Origin of the sequence: Paenibacillus sp. GCM10027626, from assembly GCF_042676285.1 — a bacterium.
Classification (GTDB): domain Bacteria; phylum Bacillota; class Bacilli; order Paenibacillales; family Paenibacillaceae; genus Paenibacillus_Z.
On record NZ_JBHTHC010000030.1, the window covers coordinates 60381 to 79699 of the forward strand.

General features: G+C 47.8%; 21 protein-coding genes. 13 read left to right on the plus strand and 8 right to left on the minus strand.

Annotated features, from left to right (window positions below):
- The first annotated feature begins 8 nt into the window (after positions 1-8).
- The 5 genes from ACFQ0N_RS34430 to ACFQ0N_RS34450 all read left to right on the plus strand — a co-directional run bounded on the left by ACFQ0N_RS34430 (position 9) and on the right by ACFQ0N_RS34450 (position 5276).
- The gene (locus tag ACFQ0N_RS34430) at positions 9-1478 is read left to right on the plus strand and encodes an ABC transporter substrate-binding protein (protein ID WP_379334645.1); all 1470 of its coding nucleotides are present in this window, start codon (positions 9-11) and stop codon (positions 1476-1478) included.
- Positions 1479-1577: 99 nt separating this feature from the next.
- A complete protein-coding gene (locus tag ACFQ0N_RS34435; protein WP_379334646.1) occupies positions 1578-2495 on the plus strand; it encodes a carbohydrate ABC transporter permease in 918 nt (305 codons plus the stop codon).
- Positions 2496-2523: 28 nt separating this feature from the next.
- A complete protein-coding gene (locus tag ACFQ0N_RS34440) occupies positions 2524-3363 on the plus strand; it encodes a carbohydrate ABC transporter permease (RefSeq protein ID WP_379334647.1) in 840 nt (279 codons plus the stop codon).
- A gap of 26 nt (positions 3364-3389) precedes the next feature.
- The gene (locus tag ACFQ0N_RS34445; protein WP_379334648.1) at positions 3390-4139 is read left to right on the plus strand and encodes an SDR family NAD(P)-dependent oxidoreductase; all 750 of its coding nucleotides are present in this window, start codon (positions 3390-3392) and stop codon (positions 4137-4139) included.
- Between the two features lie 18 nt (positions 4140-4157).
- On the plus strand, positions 4158-5276 hold the full coding sequence (locus ACFQ0N_RS34450) for a hypothetical protein (protein ID WP_379334649.1): 1119 nt from the start codon (positions 4158-4160) through the stop codon (positions 5274-5276).
- Between the two features lie 93 nt (positions 5277-5369).
- On the opposite strand, the gene ACFQ0N_RS34455 is transcribed toward ACFQ0N_RS34450, so the two are convergent.
- Positions 5370-5507 carry a hypothetical protein gene (locus tag ACFQ0N_RS34455; RefSeq protein ID WP_379334650.1) on the minus strand — a complete coding sequence of 46 codons (138 nt, stop codon included), beginning with the start codon at positions 5505-5507 and terminating at the stop codon, positions 5370-5372.
- A 212-nt stretch (positions 5508-5719) separates the two neighbouring features.
- Here ACFQ0N_RS34455 and ACFQ0N_RS34460 point away from each other — a divergent pair, with 212 nt between their 5' ends.
- Together ACFQ0N_RS34460 and ACFQ0N_RS34465 are read left to right on the plus strand one after the other, a co-directional pair.
- Positions 5720-6223 (plus strand): RNA polymerase sigma factor, encoded by a 504-nt coding sequence (locus ACFQ0N_RS34460; protein ID WP_379334666.1) that lies wholly within the window; start codon positions 5720-5722, stop codon positions 6221-6223.
- A complete protein-coding gene (locus ACFQ0N_RS34465) occupies positions 6216-7073 on the plus strand; it encodes a hypothetical protein (RefSeq protein ID WP_379334651.1) in 858 nt (285 codons plus the stop codon). The genes ACFQ0N_RS34460 and ACFQ0N_RS34465 overlap by 8 nt, the downstream gene beginning before the upstream one ends.
- 435 nt (positions 7074-7508) lie before the next feature.
- Here ACFQ0N_RS34465 and ACFQ0N_RS34470 read toward each other — a convergent pair whose 3' ends face one another.
- Positions 7509-8273: an HAD-IIB family hydrolase gene (locus tag ACFQ0N_RS34470; RefSeq protein ID WP_379334652.1), complete on the minus strand. Its 765-nt coding sequence runs from the start codon at positions 8271-8273 to the stop codon at positions 7509-7511.
- Positions 8274-8654: 381 nt separating this feature from the next.
- Between ACFQ0N_RS34470 and ACFQ0N_RS34475 the strand changes: the two genes are divergently transcribed.
- From ACFQ0N_RS34475 to ACFQ0N_RS34485, 3 genes are read left to right on the plus strand one after another with little or no spacing between them, the layout of a single operon-like run.
- Entirely contained in the window at positions 8655-9623 is a 969-nt protein-coding gene (locus tag ACFQ0N_RS34475; RefSeq protein WP_379334653.1) for a tripartite tricarboxylate transporter substrate binding protein, read from the plus strand.
- Positions 9624-9663: 40 nt separating this feature from the next.
- Positions 9664-10116 (plus strand): tripartite tricarboxylate transporter TctB family protein, encoded by a 453-nt coding sequence (locus tag ACFQ0N_RS34480; protein ID WP_379334654.1) that lies wholly within the window; start codon positions 9664-9666, stop codon positions 10114-10116.
- An 11-nt stretch (positions 10117-10127) separates the two neighbouring features.
- Positions 10128-11612 carry a tripartite tricarboxylate transporter permease gene (locus ACFQ0N_RS34485; protein ID WP_379334655.1) on the plus strand — a complete coding sequence of 495 codons (1485 nt, stop codon included), beginning with the start codon at positions 10128-10130 and terminating at the stop codon, positions 11610-11612.
- A 54-nt stretch (positions 11613-11666) separates the two neighbouring features.
- Here ACFQ0N_RS34485 and ACFQ0N_RS34490 read toward each other — a convergent pair whose 3' ends face one another.
- The 5 genes from ACFQ0N_RS34490 to ACFQ0N_RS34510 all read right to left on the minus strand — a co-directional run bounded on the left by ACFQ0N_RS34490 (position 11667) and on the right by ACFQ0N_RS34510 (position 13828).
- The gene (locus tag ACFQ0N_RS34490; RefSeq protein WP_379334667.1) at positions 11667-12500 is read right to left on the minus strand and encodes an exo-alpha-sialidase; all 834 of its coding nucleotides are present in this window, start codon (positions 12498-12500) and stop codon (positions 11667-11669) included.
- Between the two features lie 2 nt (positions 12501-12502).
- Positions 12503-12772 (minus strand): hypothetical protein, encoded by a 270-nt coding sequence (locus ACFQ0N_RS34495; RefSeq protein WP_379334656.1) that lies wholly within the window; start codon positions 12770-12772, stop codon positions 12503-12505.
- The gene (locus ACFQ0N_RS34500; protein WP_379334657.1) at positions 12772-12957 is read right to left on the minus strand and encodes a hypothetical protein; all 186 of its coding nucleotides are present in this window, start codon (positions 12955-12957) and stop codon (positions 12772-12774) included. The genes ACFQ0N_RS34495 and ACFQ0N_RS34500 overlap by 1 nt, the downstream gene beginning before the upstream one ends.
- Before the next feature lie 171 nt (positions 12958-13128).
- Entirely contained in the window at positions 13129-13359 is a 231-nt protein-coding gene (locus tag ACFQ0N_RS34505) for a hypothetical protein (RefSeq protein ID WP_379334658.1), read from the minus strand.
- 139 nt (positions 13360-13498) lie between these two features.
- Positions 13499-13828: a hypothetical protein gene (locus tag ACFQ0N_RS34510; RefSeq protein WP_379334659.1), complete on the minus strand. Its 330-nt coding sequence runs from the start codon at positions 13826-13828 to the stop codon at positions 13499-13501.
- A gap of 286 nt (positions 13829-14114) precedes the next feature.
- Here ACFQ0N_RS34510 and yedE point away from each other — a divergent pair, with 286 nt between their 5' ends.
- Positions 14115-15326, plus strand: coding sequence for a selenium metabolism membrane protein YedE/FdhT (gene yedE / locus ACFQ0N_RS34515; RefSeq protein ID WP_379334660.1), 1212 nt, complete (start codon positions 14115-14117; stop codon positions 15324-15326).
- Positions 15316-15543 (plus strand): sulfurtransferase-like selenium metabolism protein YedF, encoded by a 228-nt coding sequence (gene yedF / locus ACFQ0N_RS34520; RefSeq protein WP_379334661.1) that lies wholly within the window; start codon positions 15316-15318, stop codon positions 15541-15543. Before yedE ends, yedF begins: the two co-directional genes overlap by 11 nt.
- Before the next feature lie 1315 nt (positions 15544-16858).
- Here the strand turns inward: yedF and ACFQ0N_RS34525 are convergent.
- The gene (locus ACFQ0N_RS34525; protein WP_379334662.1) at positions 16859-17683 is read right to left on the minus strand and encodes a hypothetical protein; all 825 of its coding nucleotides are present in this window, start codon (positions 17681-17683) and stop codon (positions 16859-16861) included.
- 644 nt (positions 17684-18327) lie between these two features.
- On the opposite strand from ACFQ0N_RS34525, the gene ACFQ0N_RS34530 reads away from it, so the two are divergent.
- Positions 18328-19005: an SDR family NAD(P)-dependent oxidoreductase gene (locus tag ACFQ0N_RS34530; protein ID WP_379334663.1), complete on the plus strand. Its 678-nt coding sequence runs from the start codon at positions 18328-18330 to the stop codon at positions 19003-19005.
- The last annotated feature ends 314 nt before the right edge of the window (positions 19006-19319 follow it).

The window sequence follows — 19319 nt, forward strand, 5'->3', positions numbered from 1 at the left end:
GATTATTGATGACTTATTCATTAAGAAAGCTGCTGTCCGGTCTTGTCACAATAAGCCTGATTATCGTATTGGCCGCTGGCTGCAGCGGCGGCGGCAATGGAAGCGGCAAAGGCGGCAGTACGCCAAAGCCTGCTGATCCCGGCACCAATAAAGGCAATGCCCAGGATGAAGTCTACCCGGAAAACGGCCTGTCCAAAACAGAACAAGTGACGATACGATGGGGCTATTGGGAAAATGGCTACGGACGCGCCTGGATGGACTATGCGACCGAAAAATTTACCGAAAAATACCCTAACGTCAGCTTCGACATTACCTCCTCGCCTGTTATCCGCGATGTGATCAGTACAAAGATGGCTGCCAAAAACGACGAAGACATGTTTGATATTATTTCCCCGACCTTTAATAAAGAAGAAGGCATTATCGCCCAGCAGGCCGGACTTTTTGAACAACTGGACGATCTTTGGGAACGCGAAGTGCCGGATGCGCCAGGCAAAAAGCTCAAGGACGTCGTTCTCGACAACACCATGGAGTATGCCGAAAAAATAAACGGCCATTTTTATCAAATTCCGATGGGCTCCTATGCGCTTGGACTCTTTTTCGACAAAAAGTTTTTCGAGGAAAAGGGCTGGAACCAGAACCCCAAAACGTACGACGAGTTCAACGCGCTTATGGACAAAATCAAGGCTGACGGCGTCGCGCCGATTACCTTCCCCGGCATCTACCCGACCTATTTGTATTATCCTTTCTGGATCAAGCAATTCGAGCTGGCGCAAAAAGCCGGAAATTTGGAAGCCTACTTGAAGGATTATCGTGCCGGCATCAATATGTACTCCACTCCTGAAGTGAAGGAATATTGGACTCGCATGTACGAAATGGGCAAAAAAGGCTACTTCGTCGAAGGGGCAGCAGCGCTCAATCATACACAATCGCAAATGCAATTGCTTCAGCATAAGGTCGCTCTAGCCTCCACCGGAGATTGGGTCGAAAATGAGATGAAGGATTCGATTCCCGATGGCTTTGAATGGGGCTTTATGACGATTCCGTTCAGCAATACCGCAGGCGATCCCATCTGGGTCGAGAACGGCATCGGCGCCGGCAGTCTAATGATCTGGAAAAACAAGCCGGACATTGTGAAGAAGTGGGCGAAGGAATTTGTTTTGTTCCTCATGACGAACGATATTCAAGCCGTCAACGGCCAAAGCGGCATCTCCCCGATCCGCAAAGATTTTGCGGAGGACGAAAGCAACCTGGATAAATTGCAGGATGCACCGAAGGCCGTGCTGGCCTATATGAAAAATAATAACGGGCAATTTGCCACCCGTACCCGCGACGTTTCCTTCGGGGAGCAGGATGCAGCCAAAGCTACAAAAATGGTTGAAGAAATGATCGTCGATGTCGCAGCCGGCAAAAAAGACCCGCTTCCCGTGCTGGCGGAAGCCGACAAACTGATGCAGAAAGTGCTGGAGTCGCGCAAGTAGGAAGTATTCACGGGCTAGGGAGCCGTTATTTGTAAACAGGCAAATAACGGCTCCGCTGTCCTCTTCGTTTCTCAAACCAATTGCGGAGGAGGCTCGCCTATGACGACGCCAAAAACATCGGCCTTCAGCAAACGGAAAGTGCAAACCGCTATTTTTATTGTGCTGGCGCTAGGCCCGAGCTATGTTGGCTATTTGCTTTTCACGCTCTATCCGAATTTGATGTCAGCCTATTACTCCGTTCTTCAGTGGAACGGCATTACGGCAGCCAAATTTATTGGACTCGACAACTACATCTATCTGTTTCAGGATCATTATGTGTGGAGAGCCCTGTCGCACAATTTGATCCTGATGGCCACCGTTCCGATTTTAACGATTATCCCATCTATCCTGCTTGCCTATCTCATCAATGTAAAGGGCTATCCGGAATCGCCTTTATATAAAGTGATCTATTTTTTACCGAATGTATTGGCCGTGATTGTCGTCGCTTTAATGTGGTCGTTTATTTACGATGGCAGCTATGGGCTGTTAAACGCCTTTCTCAACCTTATCGGTATCGATAACAATGAATTTTATTGGCTCGGTTCCAAAACAACCGCGATCTGGGCGCTGCTGCCTCCAATGATTTGGGCCGGCGTCGGATTTTATGTCGTCATCTTCATGAATGCGATGAAATCCATTCCGCCTTCCTTATATGAGGCTGCCATATTAGATGGGGCATCGCATATGACTCGCTTGCGCAAAATAACGCTCCCGCTTATTAGCCCGATCGTCCGGATCAGCACTTTATTTCTCGTTCTCGGCGTGTTCAAGGGGTTCGAAATTATGCTCATTATGACCAACGGCGGGCCATCCGGCTCGACAGAAGTCATTGGCCTGTACATGTTTAACATGGCTTTTGGCAAGGAATCTCACAACTATGGCTACGCCTCGGCAATCGGCATGTTCCTGTTCGTCCTGCTTGTCATTGCCAAGCTGCTGATCGACCGCTTCAGTTCGCGGGATCAAGTTGAATTTTAACCGCTTCTGCCGGAAGGAGGGCTTGACGATGCGTAAAACAAAACGTACATGGATCGATTTTATGTGGCGATTGATGATGCTGCTGTGCGCCCTTTCAGTCGTCCTGCCGATCTTGTGGGTACTGCTGGAATCGCTAAAAACGAATAAGGAATTTTTCGCAGACGTATGGGCGCTGCCCAAAAAATTGATGTTCGAAAACTACAAAAATGCGTGGAAGTCTTATCAGCTCGGCTCCACCTTGCTTAATACGCTTTATTATGTAGGCTCAAGTCTTGTGCTGGGAACTTTTCTGACCGCTTTGAGCGCATATACGCTGACACGGATCAAATTCCGCGGCCGCACCTTTATATGGGGCACCATTATGCTTTCCCTCTTTCTTCCCGGGATCAACGCCCTGGTTCCGCAATATGTATTAATGCGCGATCTCGGCCTGACGAACAGCCTGACGGGCCTGATCATTTTGGACAGCTTTGGGGAGAGCGTGTTTTTTCTCATGCTGCTGAGCGGCTTTATGCAGACACTGCCCAAAGAAATGGAGGAAGGCGCCTACATCGACGGCGCATCCCTGTTCCAGGTTTTCACCAGAATCATTCTGCCTTTGTCTACACCCGGTCTTGTGACCGTTGCCATCTTCAAGTTTTTGGGCTTATATAATGCCTTCCTTGCACCGTTCATCTATTTGAGCGAATCGTCTAAATATACGATTGGAGTAGCGATGTACAATGCCAACCAGATTATGCAATATAAAGCCGATTGGGTAACCTTATTCGCCGGTGTTGTGATCGCCATGCTGCCAACGATTCTCATCTATATTCTGTTCCAGCGTCAAATTTCCGAAGGCGCCACACTCGGTGCACTGAAAGGCTGATATACAAGAGTCAGGGGTGATTGTTAATGGGTGAGCTGCAGCTGAGCAATAAAGTGATTTTGATTACCGGAGCTTTAGGTACGGCCGGCAGCCGGGCCGTCGCCTTATTTCTGCAGCGCGGCGCCAAAGTTGCCGCTTGCGACCTCAAGCCGGTTGCCGGCTTCGATGATTTGCTGGGCCGGTTTGGCGAAGATGCTTTATTGTATCAACAAGCGGACTGCTGTGATGAACAAGCGGTGCAGCAGCTTATCGGCTGCATTCGCCAGCATTTCGGGCGGCTGGATGGCGTCTATCACAATGTATATACGAATCATGCCGAAGCCATTGCCGCACAATCGTTACAAAATTGGGAGGAATGTCTGCGCGGAACGTTGACGAGCGCCTTTTTGGTCATCAAATATGCCGCGGCGCTAATGGGGGAAAATGGCGGCGGCTCAATCGTCAGCACCTCTTCTGTGCTCGGCACCATTCCGCGGCCGCATAATGCCGGATACGGCGCCGGAAAAGCCGGGCTGGAACAGCTTACCCGGATCGCCGCCTACGAATACGCGTCCCGGAATATCCGCGTTAACGCCGTTGTGCCGGGCGATTTCAAATCGGAGCAATGGCTCGCTAACATGCCGGAATCCCACAGGAAGAACATGCAAGAAATTACACTGCTCGGCCGCAGCGGCGCACCGAATGAAATCAATGAAGTCGCTGCCTTTTTGCTCTCTGACGCCGCCTCTTATGTAACCGGATCGCTCTACCCGGTTACCGGCGGAATATTGCACTAAAGGAGGGTACACTTCACAATGGAAACAAAAAACGCCATTCCGAAAGGGAATGCCAAGCGGGTCGCCGCCATCATCACCGAATATCGCTACAATTCGCATGCAGACGTTATTTTAGGACGGCTGCTTGGCGATTTTAATTACATGCCGCAGGTCGAAGTTGCGGCCATCTACACCGATCAAGTGCCGGACAACGATATGAGCCGCGCAGAGGCGGCACGCTGCCAAATTCCGATTTATCCCACCATTTCCGAAGCTATTGTGACTCCGTATCAGCAGGGCGGACTCGACGGCGTTGTCATTATTGGCGAGCATGGCGATTATCCCGACGATGAGAAGGGGCAGAAAATGTATCCGCGCCGCCGTCTGCTGACCGAAACGCTGGACGCTCTGGAGCAATGCGCCTTAACTGTTCCTATTTTCTCTGACAAACATCTTTCCTACTGCATTGACGATTCCCTATGGATGTTCCGGCAGCTCCGCAGCCGCGGCATTCCCTTTATGGGCGGCTCATCGATCCCGCATATCCCGCCGGTTCCTTCCTTCGATCCGGCATTGCTGCAGGAAGCCGGCGAATTGCTTGTCATCAGCTTCTCGAACGCGATTGAAGCTTACGGTTACCACGGACTTGAACTGATGCAGTCGATGGCCGAACAGCGGCGCGGCGGCGAAACCGGTGTCCAGGCCGTCTCTGTCTTACAGGGCGATGACGTGTGGGAGGCGATGGACGCCCGTGAATGGCCGGAGGATTTAATGCTGCGGGCATTGTCCTGCTACCCGGAGCGGCAAGGCGCTGCTCATCCCCGGCTGTCGCCAGAAGCGCCAATATTATTCAAGGTCGAATATTGCGACGGCTTTACCGGCTATGTCCTGCAGCAGGATACGATTGCCGATCAATGGGGCTTTGCCTTCCGGGGCGATGGCGGGACGATTACCGCTGCTGTCAGCGAGACGGATACCGACCGTCCGTGGAAGCATTTTGCCCGCCTTACAGCGATGATCGAGCAATTTATTATGACCGGGCGGGAGCCGTTCCCGGCCGAACGAATCCTGATGTCCAGCGGCCTGATCAATCTGGCGATGGAGGCCTTGTACCGCAAACAGCGGCTTGAGACGCCGGAACTGCACATCCGTTACTGATCTCTAGTCCGTCCATCCATCTGGCCGGCAAAAAGCCTTCTTAAGCCTGTGCCTAATCCAAAAGGCCGCTTAAGAAGGCTTTTTTTCTTTTATTCATTCAACGAAGCTGCCGGACAAGTCCCCTTGCTGGTCCGCCTCGCCTCCACCGGTGCATCCGGCAAGTAGCGTCGTCAGCGCCAGCAGCCCCGCTGCAAGCTTTACTTTGGCACCATTTGACTTTAATCTTTTCATTAATCTAGTTTCCTCCTTGATCATTTAATGACGCGTACTATGTATATAAAGCCATCAACTGCTGAATTGGTTCATTTTCAGATCAATTTTTCAAGAAATCAAAAAATTAATCGAACAAAAGCCCGCTCTCGCAGTGTATTTGATATAGAAAGGAGTGATCCGGCATTAGTACCAAATCAACTAATGCTCTTTCGAAGGAGCAACTGGCCGAGCTGTTTGCGGAGCATGGGGAATATGTGTTTCGCACCGCGTATCTATTAAGCCGGTCGCAAACAATCGCTGACGATATTACCCAAGAAGTGTTTTTACGGCTCATCGGCAAATACCATTTATTTGATCAAAGTAAACCTTTTCGCCCCTGGCTGTACAGACTGACCGTCAATGTCGCCCGCAACCTGCAGCGCAAGCAGCGATGGCTGCGTTTGTTCAAACAGCAGGAACAGGAGACGCTTCCCGATGCCCAAGAGAGGCCGACGCAATTTACTTCAGAACGGGAAGTTCAGCTATGGCACGCCATAGAGCAGCTATCGCAAAAATGCCGGGAGGTCATTATTTTGCATTATTATCAGGATTTGCGCTTGGAAGAGGTGGCCTACGCCCTGCAAATTCCGTTAGGCACCTGCAAGTCCCGGCTTAACGCCGCCCTTGCGAAGCTGCGCCTTTATATGATAGAGGAGCAGAATGAAAGGAACGAGAGGAGCAACGTCTATGAATAAAAAAGATGAGCTGGAGGAACAAATTGCCACCACATTGAAAAAAGCGGTGGAGCATCGTCATACCTCAGTTACGGCAGAGCATTTGCTTGGCAAGAAACGCAGCAGCGAGCCCCGTTTGCGCAGGCTTCAGTTACGTCCCGCTTACGCAGCTCTGATCTTACTATTGGTTATCGTTCTGCCGACCGCGGTCTATTCCTACTACACAAACGGCAAAATATGGGGCAACCAAAATTTTACCATTACAAACACAAGCATTGAAGACGATAACCCCGGAAACAGCGCTGTAATGGAAGATCCGTCGAAAATGGTCAGAGGAATTTTGCATGATTTAAAACAAGTGGACGCCGAGCAGGTCAAACAGCTTTCCGCCTATCCGCTGCGCCGGATCGAGCAATGGGGTGAGTGGAAGAAAACAACGAGTACCGGTTATGTAAGATGGAATGATGATGGCAGTGGCGTAACAACCGATCTGCCGCCGTCTTACATTGAAATTTTCGAAAACGCCGCCCAGGAGCAGTTGATCGTCCTGCAGGACACAGATGAAATGAGTACGCAAGCCTTGCAGCGGCTGGACAAAACGACGTACGCTCACGCCTTCTCGGCCGATTGGTCATTCGTTGAGGAATTCGGCGCTGACCTTGCGGTAATGAAACAAACCGCATCAGGCTGGGTGCATCTGATGATCTACCATCAGGAGGACAACAATACGGTCACGCGGTTTGAACTGTATGGCAAAGACGACGGGCTGCTGAAAGAGGTGGCCCATCGCTACCTCGCTGCCGGGGCCGAAGGCGGAACTGGTGATGAGGCTGGTGGTGAGGCTGGTGGGGTGAACGGAGGCGGGACTTGAAGACGGACTTGAAGGCTGGATTGTACGAAAATGATGTATGTTATGCAGGCCAGTTGATTTACCACAATATGGGTTGTTAAAGATTAAAGAAACTTGTAGAATAGCCCCGTTTGGGTGGGGATTTATTTATATTGGCCGACTAAATGGATTTTCTACAGTTCTTTTTTTGTTTTGTTCCCTAGATAGTCGGACTAGATGGAAAACCTACAGCTAGAATGGGAGTTAGAGATGGATAGACTCGATTTGGCCCGAACTAGCTGGATGATTTCCAGTTAGACTGCAAAAATCGTCTGTTCTGGGTATTCTACCTGCATAAAATCCAGTTAGCTGTGGGGAAGGAAGTCAGGCACAGATTTTAACATTTCTGCGTAGAAAGCAAAAGAAGCCGTCCTCAGCAGCTAACAACTTAGCTTGCGTGAGAAACGGCTTCTCGCTTTATTGCCAAGATCGACGCGCAAGCTCGATAAGCTTGTCCGCCACCTTTGCTTCTATCTGTTCATCGAGCGCTAACACTTCGGCAGCATAGGGAGCCAACTCGTCATGATGGCCGATCATGACCGCGTGCCGGGCTGTCCTAAACATCGGAATATCGTTGGCATCATTGCCGAATGCCACAAAAGCTTGCTCTGCCACGCCCACCTGCTTGAGCGCATTCCATTTATGGATCCCCGCCGGGCTAATATCGACCACATTCTCATTGCGATGCCGATGAACGATAACATCAAGCGCGGATAGCCGTTCAGACAGGCGCTCCATGTCAGTTGCCGTCAGCAGCAGCATTTTGACGTAGGTGGACAGTGACGCCACATCCACTTGCTTTGCCAAACGCGCTGTATCCACTTGCCGCAAGATCGGATGATCCGCGGGCCCGGTATAGGCATAATCCCAATCGCTATCAATCAAATAAGTCGCTTCATGCTCAGTAATTAACTGCAGCAGCGCTGCAGCCTGCTCCTTCGTAAAAGCCTCCGCGAACGTGACCGTCCCTTGCTGTGATACTAAAGCGCCATTGCCGCCAATTAATGTATGCCGGTGAAACCGTTCGTGCAGCACAGGCAGCATATCCCGAATCGGTCTTGCCGAAGCAAATATCACTTCATGCCGCTCAGCTTCAATTTGCTCAATCGCACACAATATCGTTTCCGATATAGGCCTGCCCTTAAAGCAAATTGTCCCATCAAGGTCAAACACAAATTGCATATTTTACCACTCCACTCTAGCATGCAGATTATGCAATAAGTATAGCATAGAAACTTAAACCCGGTACGAAACTACACTCCCGTAATAATGAGCATCACTTCTACCTGTCTTGAATCACGTGTTAAATCGCATATTTTGCATATTTAGAAAATTTATTTACATTGAGAAAAAATTTGTTATAATAAAAAGGAAATTGGGTCAGATAATTACCAACTCCTTTTGCAAGCGTGTGCATCAAGAATTCTTATTTGCAACAGCGAGGGATGATCCATTTCTAAATTGATCATTGGAGGTGAAGCGCTTACATATCTATCTGTCATCTTTTTTTATTGGCGGGGGCCATACGATTAAATAACTAGATGAATGGAGCGAATTGGAACTATGAAGAAAACAACTACAATATTTATCATGCTTGCAATGGTCATCTCACTAATGGCATGCAGCAATTCCGGATCAGGCGGCCAAAAAAATGAGTTTCCGAAGAAGTCTGTGTCGATGATCGTTCCTTATTCAGCTGGCGGGGGTACTGATGCTGTAGCAAGAGCGCTAGCCTCGGCTACCGAATCCTATCTGGGACAGCCGATGGCGATCCTGAACAAAACTGGCGGCGGCGGTGCTGTCGGCATGACAGAAGGCGCCAATGCGAAGGCTGACGGCTATACTGTGACGATGATTACACTCGCTTTGTCTACTATGCCGCATGCAGGCCTTGCACCAATCAGCTATAAAGATTTCACACCGATTGCCTTAATCAATATGGATCCGGCAACGATTACTGTTCCAACAGATTCACCCTTTCATACATTAAACGACATAATAAAATATGCAAAAGAAAATCCGGGCAAGTTGAAGGTCGGAAACTCCGGCTCAGGATTGAGCAAGGATTATGCTGGCGCCCTGTTCGAGGAAGCTGCCGGCATTTCCATGACACATGTACCTTTTGAAGGTGCAGCTCCAACGATTAATGCACTGCTTGGTAATCATATTGATGTCATTACCGTTACTACTGGTGAAGTGCTTGCGCAAGTACAGGGAGGAAAATTAAAAACATTAGGCGTTATGGCGGAGGAACGTGCTGCCGTTATGCCAGATGTGCCCACAATGAAGGAACTTGGACTGGATATTGGAGAGTTTGGACCGTGGAGAGGTTTAGGCGTACCGAAGGATACACCTGCCGAAGTGGTGAAAACGCTTTCCGATGCATTCAGCAAAGCCGTAAATGATGAGAAATTCAAAACTTTCATGGAGCAAAACGGCTTTCGCATTTTATTCAAGGACTCCGCGCAATTCAGCGAATTTCTGGAGCAGGATTATACGATTCTCGGCGAAATGATCAAAAATATGAAGTAGATCAAGGTCCAAGTCTTCACACAATTGGGGTGACTCGCTTATGAGAGCAATAAGGGCAGATCGCGTCATTGCTATTGTATTGGCAGCGATTTCGGTAATGGTTTGGACGGTTTCCCAGTCCTTCAACCAAGCGGGGCAATATGAGATGGGGCCTGCTTTTTTCCCTCGGGCGCTAGGTGTTATCTTGCTCCTGTTAGCTGTTTTGCTATGGTTCAATAGCAAGCCGCCGGCTGCAGATTCAGGTGAAAAGATAGCGGGATCGAACTATTGGCTGCTTGCAAAAAGCGTTGGCGCATTAGTCGCTTACGCGCTACTCAGCAACTACTTGACCGGGTTCATTATCGCCACGATGTTATATTTATTTGTACAAATGCGTATTTTACAAGTGAAAAATTGGATTGTACTGCTTTCCGTGTCTATTGGCATTACGATTGTACTTTATTTTGGCTTTGTTCGCTTGCTGGCTGTGCCGCTGCCTGAAGCGATCTGGTAGGAGGGATTCGGATGAGCTCATTCCATTTACTACTCGAGGGTTTCCAGAGTCTGCTGGATCCCTATGTCATCATTACGATGATCGCAGCTGTGGCTATCGGCATTATTGTAGGAGCACTGCCTGGGCTAACCGCGACGATGGGTGTCGCCCTGCTATTACCTGTTACATTCGGCATGCCGCCTTCAATCGGACTGTTATTGCTGCTTGGCGTATATTTCGGCGGCATATACGGCGGTTCCATTACAGCGATATTGTTAAAAACACCCGGAACACCTGCTGCTGCAGCAATTGCCCAGGACGGCTATGAGTTAACGAAGAAAGGGCTTGGCAGCAAAGCAATCAGCATTGCGACGATGTCTTCCTTTTTTGGCGGCATGCTTAGTATCGTCGCACTCGTCCTGCTTGCGCCGCAGCTTGCAGAAATCGGCTTGAAGTTCAGCCTCGCAGAAACGTTTGCGCTTGCTGTCTTCGGACTGACGATCATAGCCAGCATTAGCGGCGAAAATATGATTAAAGGCCTCATCTCCGGTGTTGCCGGCCTGCTCGTGGCTAGCATCGGCATGGATCCGGTCGCCGGTACACCGCGCTTTACGTTCGGCCAGGTTGAACTATTGAACGGCTTTGCGCTAATCCCGGTCATGATTGGTCTATTTGCTGCATCGGAAGCCTTTCACCTGATCGAACAATGGGTCAAATCCGAACGGATCTCCGTGAAACAGACACGCCAATTCCCTAAATTCAAGGAGCTGGCCCGCTTCTTGCCAACATGGATTCGTTCTTCGTTCATTGGCGTGTTTCTAGGTATCGTACCAGGTGCTGGCGGAGATATTGCTGCGTTCGTCTCCTATAATGAAGCGAAGCGCTGGTCGAAAAATAAAGAGGAGTTTGGCAAAGGGAGCCTCAAAGGAATTGCCGCCAGCGAATCTGCTGCCAACGGTTCTACCGGCGGCGCACTCGTGCCGATGCTGACGCTTGGCATCCCCGGCGATGCGATTACCGCTGTCATGCTGGGCGCCTTTATGATTCAAGGCTTGCAGCCTGGGCCGCTGTTGTTCCAAAACAACGGACCACTAGTCTACACGCTGTTTGCCGGGATGTTCGTTTGTTATTTTCTCCTGCTTATTCTGGGGCTGTCCAGCGTGCGTTTCTTCGCTTATGTGGCGCAAATTCCCAAAGCTGTACTCATTCCCATCATACTCGTGCTTTGTGTCATCGGCTCGTATGCGATCAACAACAGCTTCTTCGACGTTATCGTTATGCTTGCAGCTGGCTGTATTGGGTACGGAATGCAAAAATACGGCTTTCCTGCGTCCCCTGTGCTGCTTGCCCTAATACTCGGTCCTATGGCCGAGTCGGCATTCCGCCGTGCTTTAATTATGAACCAGGGGAGCTACGATATTTTCTTTACGCGTCCGATCTCGCTTACTTTTCTGATTCTCGCGTTTCTGGCGCTTGCCGCACCGATCGCAAGGACGGTGATCCGCTCCAGAAAATAAACAAAGAAGCACCGCCCGAAGGCTCGACCTTCTAACGGTGCTTCTTCATTTCATCTAATCCGCCTGACACAAAGTTCCCGCAATATAGCGGCTATAGTCTTCCTCGCCATCATAGTAGTAATAGACGATCAGAATCCGTCCATCCGCAAGCTGCACAGCGCTGGTGTAGCCAATATCAGTGCCGTGCCCATCGTCGCGCAGCACCGTCTCCTCCACTGTCGCCAAATTCGAGCATTCCGGATCAAGCACGAACGCGCGAATACCGTATGGCACAAGGCGATAGCCATAATTGAGCACGATGCGGCCATCCTGCAGACGCAGCAGATGAAACGGGCTCGGCGAGTAGATCGGCCACATCTTCGGCTCTGTCCAAGTGCGGCCTCCATCGGTCGATTCCGCAATGAACAACGGGGAGGCCAGATGGCGCTCGCCCGGATCGACCTCCCTCCGTACGCTGCGGATAAATAAAATCAGCTTGCCTGAAGGGGTTTGATACAGATTTGGCTCATGAAAATGATATTGGCCGCCGTCACTGCTGACGATCGCCAGCCTCTCCCATTTTTGTCCACGGTCGGACGTACGTCCCACGATGACATCAGATGCTCCGCCGCTTCCATCATGCTGCCCATACAATGGAGCGATAATCGAGCCATCCTCCATCTCCACGCAATTGCCGCGGATAACAACATCGCCCAGTTCCACCCGGACCGGGTGGTCCCAGGTCTTCCCGCCATCGGATGAACGGATCGTATATGTGCCTGCCATCACGCCAATCCACTTATCCATCATATGATGATACGTCCCTGGCCGCAAAGCAGCGGGCGCATCCCCTTTTTCATACACCTTCCAAGTGAAATAGGTGGCAAAAACCGTACCGTCCCGCAGCACATTCAAGCAAGGATCCTGCACGCCATGAAAATAATCGTCCCAAATGACATCCCCAGCCCTCCCCTCTCATCGGCATAGATGCCCGTGCCTGATCCGAAGCCGAATGCGCCGCGCAAATACAACTGAATGCCATGGCCGCCATACATATCATTTTTTCCGTTTTGGTCCGGATCGTTGAAGGTGAATCTCCTCAACACCTCATGATATTCGTCCAGCGTTTCTGGGAGTTTGTCGATGCCGACATTGTCGAGCCAATCCTTGCGTATGCCCATCACTCACGGCTGCAGCGAGGCGTAAAAGCCTCCAGCAGGCGCTCATCCGGCATCATCTCGTCCATATCGAGATTCAACTCCCGCACCATCTCCATCATGCTTACGTGCAGCAGCAAGTAAGCATGATGCACCTGGGCAAACGAGACGACACCAGCCCCCCATTCGCTCTCATCTCGCTGTCCCACTCGGAGAACACCGCCAGCGCTTTCTGCTCGTCGCCATTTTTAAAACAGATTAGCATTGTCGCTTCCTTTCCTTGTCCTTCGGGTAGGGGAGCACACTGCTGCCGCAGCCTGACATCCTCAATATAGATCACCTCGCCGCCGTTCGTCATCCCCCGATACTGCAGCGCCTCCTCATACGCTTGCGGTAGCTCCTTGATCGTCATGCAGTAAGAGCCGATCCCGATCGTGCATGACGGCAGCATGATGTTCTGCAATCTCCTGCTTGATCGCCTCGGCAGCGGCAAAGACGGATGGCATCCCGCGATCGGCGATGTTGAGCAGCACAAGATAATCCTCCGCAGTTAGCTCCAGCAGCCAGTGGGAATACTGTGCATCGGCCGCCGCGGAGATAGTGCCGGCCACAAGCAATTGCTCGATTTTTTGTTATGTCTCTTTATTGTTGCGAAATAAGCTCGTCGGGACTTTGCAACCCAATTCATTCGGGACTGGGTGGGGTGTACAAAGAAAAAGACCTTGAAGGGATCCACTCAAGGTCTCGAACTTACTGAAAAACAATATGAAATAAGAAAGCTTTTTTGCTATCGGTTGCAGAAAGCAGGTAGTATTCAAATGAATCTTCTTTGTCTTCCCTCACATAGAATGTCGATTTATATTCAATAAATCTTACTAGGGAAGCAAAAACAGTTTTTGCCGCAGTTAAATTAAACTCTTTTAGTTTAACGACAATGTTATACTGACCTTCATTGTATTTAATAGAAGAGTCTGCAATAGTAGCTTGCCTTTCAAAAAAATCCGTTGTCTCTGACCAAATTCCTATTTCATATTCTGTACTCAGCGTTTTAGATAGTTCTAGTAAAATATCCTTATTCATTCTTTTTTCAACTCCATGCAGCATCTTTTCTTTTGGGTTTTGGACTATACATACCACCTTCAGCAGGAGAACGAACGGATACAAACTGGATAAGTTGAAATACCTCCATATGGATTAATAATCCCAAGTTCATTCCTTTAGCGATTTCTGGGGGGAAGCGACTCACTGTTTTATCTACTCCCCAGAATTCTCGCAAAAGTGTACAATATGCAGGTGATACTTTTCATTGTATAGTAAGATAAAGAACTGTCTTAGTCACTCTATCGGATAAGGAGCTATTAAGCACGTGAAAAAGTTATATTCAACATGGTTTCGAAACTATTGGAGCCCCTATCTGGTTATGGCCCTGGCTGGTGTTCTCAGCGCCGTCTATTTTGGAATTACGAATACGGTGTGGGCAGTTACTGGCGAGTTTACCCGGCTGGGTGGTCATATTCTGGCTGCCTTCGGAGTAGATCTGTCGGACTGGGAATATTTCAACCTCATCCATATGAACGGAACAACCTGGACCAGGACCGATGGCTGGATCGTATGGGGCATGTTTATCGGAGCTCTCATTACAATTCTGCTCAGTGGCAATTTCAAAATTCGCATACCGAGACAGAAGCGGCGGTATATACAGGGATTTGTCGGAGGAATTATCGCTGGCTTTGGAGCTCGTCTCGCTCTGGGCTGTAATCTCGCTGCCTTTTTTACTGGAGTGCCTCAATTCTCGCTCCATTCCTGGATTTTCATTGTTGCTACTGCCGCGGGTACTTATCTGGGGGCCAAGCTGGTCAATACGAGATGGTGGAAAGGGAAGCCTGTTCTCAAAAAGGGCGGCACCATAAAGCCCGTTGAACAAACCGGTAATCGTCAGCCTCTCATAGGAGCCATTCTGGCGCTTGCCTATACAGGCCTGATTGTATACCTGTACGCAGACGGGCAGACCATGCTGGGGACAGCTGCCCTGTTCGGGGCCGGATTCGGTATATTAATAGAACGAGGGCAAATTTGCTTTACTTCCGCCTTTCGCGATCTTTGGATCAGCGGCCGGGCCACGATGACCAAAGCAATTGCCATCGGCATGGCGGTCAGTTCTATTGCCACGCTTATCATTATTGTGGTATACGGTCTCGATCCGATTACGAAAATAGCCGCACCGAGCACCTTTATCGGGGGATTGCTGTTCGGCTTGGGAATCGTCATGGCCGGCGGCTGTGAAACCGGCATGATGTACCGGCTGATGGAGGGACAGGTGGTCTTTTTGCCTGTGTTTGTCGGCAATATTATTGGAGCTACCCTGCTGGCCTATGCTTGGGATCATGCAGGCGTGTACAATCTTCTGGTGAAGAGCGGCTCACCTATTAATTTGATTACCACCATGGGGCCGGGAGCGGCATTGCTCGTTACCCTGCTCGTACTCGGAATCGGATTCGCTATCGCCGCTTACTGGCAAAAGAACTACCGTTTCGGTTCAGGCTTTAAGAAAGGGGGTGCAGCAACCCATGACCGTTGATTTCACACTCGATCTTCTGGGCGAATCTTGTCCTTATCCCGTCATCTATACACTTGAAACTTTGCGGGATATGAAAAAGGGGCAAATTCTTCAGGTCATTTCAGACTGTCCGTCCGCTTTTCGGAACGTACCCGAGGAAGTCGTCAAGCACGGTTATACGATGGCGCAGGAGCCGGTCAAAACCAGCCAGCAATTCAGCTTATTTATCCGGGCATAGTTCCATAAGATCACGAGTAGTAAGTATGAATAAAGAAGCTGCAGTCCTCCTCTATGTGCATATAGAGCGCAGATTGCAGCTTCTTCTTGCTTCCTTGTTATTTTTGGAGATCGTCATGCACCTTTTCAATCCCGCTGCGAACAACATCCGAACGGGTCGTATTCAGCTTTTTGGTACATGCATCAAGCTTACTCAAGGTTGCCTGATCGACACGTATCGAAAGCGTACAGTAGTCTCGTGTTGTAACCCCTTCAACCTGCCAAGAAAAAAACGGCAAGGCTTATACCCACAAAAAGTGAGGTGAAGCTATGTCGTCCAAAAAGATGGGACGTCCTCCATCTGACAATCCCAAAACCGAACATGCCCAAAGGGGCCTGCCAACAATTTAACGGATATAAAGAATTACTGTGCCAAAGGTTAGAACGAAAGGGTAACATTTAAACTAACGGAACACGATAGTTAAATTATGTAGACGTAACTTCCAAGTAATGGATTGGTATAATAAATAGCAAGACGTAATCATCAAGCGAGGGGGATTTCGTGATCAAAGTTAGATTTCTTTCTAACATAATGGTTGGGCTCTTATTCTTGTCTTCTTTCTGGATATTAATTGGATCTATTCTTTACATTAATTCACTATCCGCACTTGCTATCTTCAACATTGGAATGAAGCACTTGATTTATTTCTTATGGGGCATCCCCGCTATTTTAGCTATTTTGGGTGTAATATTTATAAAAAAACTTGAGTTGAAAATATTATTAATCTCATTCTTGGTTGGAACAATATTTGTTTCCTTAATGATTCCTGTCCTTTTAGAATAAGGCTACTAAGGTTAGAACACCCGTTAGCCCATTACGCTTACGGAGACGATAGTTGAATCACCGACAACAAGGCCGTTGATTACTTCGACGGCCTTCTGTGCATATTATGATCGTTTCACGGTAGTTACCGTAATAAGCAAGAACGTTGACGGTTAAGCGCCGCGGCGTCTGTTCTTTTATTAAGCTACTATGAAAATGGGTGGCATCATTCTTGAAGAGCATACACGAGCAAAGTTTAATGATACATTAAATCGTTCCTACACAACGGATTCGTGCTTTTAGAAAGGAAAGTCCAAAGGTTTGGTGCGGAACAAGGGATATTTTCTGCGGAAAATCGGAACTCATTCAACTGAGGGACGGATACGATAATTCAATTGAGATGGCTTGCAAACAAGAGTCCGACGAAAGCAGTTAAAGAGGCCTAGAGTCAGCCATAGTTAGGCAGTCGGGACGGCTCTCCTATGTCGACACCAGTTATATGCTCATTAGCTGTTTATGTAGATGCTTTTTTGATTTCGCAGATTTCAACACACTGCCCCTTGAATTTGAACATATATAGTACTTGTTTTTGCTTATCATAACAACAAGCCAGAGACTCCGAAGCATCTAAATACGAGGTTCCAATTCTATGTAGCGTAGCAGAATCAATTCCATTTTCATCGAGCAACCTTTGAATATCTGTTGAACTTGTAAGTTTTTTATAGGTCCAACCCTGCTTTTCCAGCACACGATGAGCAGTATCATAACATGTTTCCCAAAGGCAATCGTAGACGACCTCCAACAGATAGTCAGAAACGCTATTCCACTGCAACCGCCAATCCGTAATATCATTGGCCTCATGATTCATAAAAACTGGCGGATTATTGTCATGTAACTGTTCCTGGCGTATTCCAAAACTGACAATAGCGGCACCAAAATCGCTGCCAATGACAAGGAATTCACTGACCTTTTCTGGCCAGCGCTCTCTGGGGAGCAGAGAGAACTGATAATAGGTGTCGTCTTTGCAAGAGTCTGGATCTTCTGCCCAATAATCACTTTCATCTTCAATCCGCTGCTCAATATAATCTTTATACAGAGACAGAAACTTGCCGTTTGACCAAAAGTCTGCAGTCTCTAATAAAGGATTGTTCATGGCTACACATAAAAATGCCCAAAGCTGCTCGGGCATACTTTCTCTTGAAAGAAGATGCTCACTGATATTTGCCTCTGTCAGTCCAAAAAACTCCAACACACTTTTTCCGGATACACTGTACTCCATTCCCATATCATCCTCCAACAAGATTATATAAATTATTTCATCGTATACAGGTTTGGCCATAGGGGAAACCCCTTCCTGATACCAAGCTCCGTTACCTATTCTGCAAATCACGATTACTTCAATTAATTTATCTTCAAAATTTTCTAAGATGTCACTAATAATTCATGCGTGGTTATAGCTTCATCGGTTGGGCAAGAAGCCCACTATGATTCCTCATAAATAGGATGGTCTGATACTAGAATGCCGTCAAAAGGCAGTCCTAATGTTTTAAATATATTTGAAAACCGCTGGAAGTCGTGATTGAATTATTAGATTGATTACCTTGTAGTACTCTTACTTCATCTTCTGGCAATCCAAGTCACCTCTTAATTTTGAAAACAATTTGTTTTCAATTATTTAGATCTATTTTAGCTAAAATGGAGAAAAATCACACTATTCATTGAACGTTATTTTGTTAGTGGTACCCCTTACTGACCTGCATGCAGGTGCACGCTTTTTGTGTAACCAGCAGATCAGTGGGGACCTCGTTCAACGGGAAACGATAGTTTAATCAGGTACGAGCAGGCGCCTGCGGCAGCCTGCTCGCTTTATTAAACTACGGGCAGGATAGCGATAGGAAGGAAAAAAATATTTAGTGTGGAATAACAATGAGTTTAATAAATTTTTAAGAGTTCTGAAGACTGTATAAGATTGGGGGATCGGAAGTGAAGTACATTATTTTGACGGGAGCATCACGTGGTATAGGCGAAGCCCTTTGTAGAAAACTTTTATCTAAGAATCACCACCTACTATGCGTTTCAAGGAAAAAGAATGATTCACTGGTTGCTTTTGCTCACTCCGAGAAGCATAAAATGGATTATTTCGAATTCGATTTAAACAACGTACACGAAATTGATGAATTCGTGAAAAAAGTTTTCGAGAAGATTGATACATCGAATGTTGAATCAATATATCTTATCAATAATGCTGGTATTGTTTTTAATCAACTTATAGAAGAAACAGATCCAACTTCAATAATTCAAATGATGAATATCAATTTGGTTTCACCGATGATCCTAACTTCTTGCTTCATAAAATACTCGGAGCAATTTAATGTTGAGAAAAAAATCTTAAATGTTTCATCTGGGTCATCATTTAATTTGTCATCAGGCGGAAGTTGTTATTCTACATCAAAAGCTGGCTTAGAAACATTCACAAAAAGCATTGGGATTGAGAAAATCAATGTTAAAATAATGGCTATTAGGCTTGGGATGGTCGATACTGACATGCATACAACTACTGTAAATAAGAAAATGTTAAAGACACCTGAGTATGCAGCCGATAGAATACTTACTTTTCTTATAGACAAATTTGAACACGGAAAAACAGCAAAAGCATGGTAATAAAATATTGATTTGTGATTATATTGGCGTACCCCATGAGAACATATCTCCAAACTTGTCGTTAAGCTAACGGAGATCGTTCGACAAGTTCTGCTATAAGCGCATAACAGCGTGAAAAGCAGGAGATTACATCTATGTTATCTTAACTTTGCAACTGAGGATGGGAATGATGGAACCATGTTTCCCGAAACCATCCCGCCAATACTCCTGCGTGCGTCATCGCTGACAGGCCATGAGGTATGAAGAACAGGTGGAGTCGGCAGAACAGAGGCTGAAGCCATTCCTTAGGAAAAGGTATGCCAATGGATATGCCG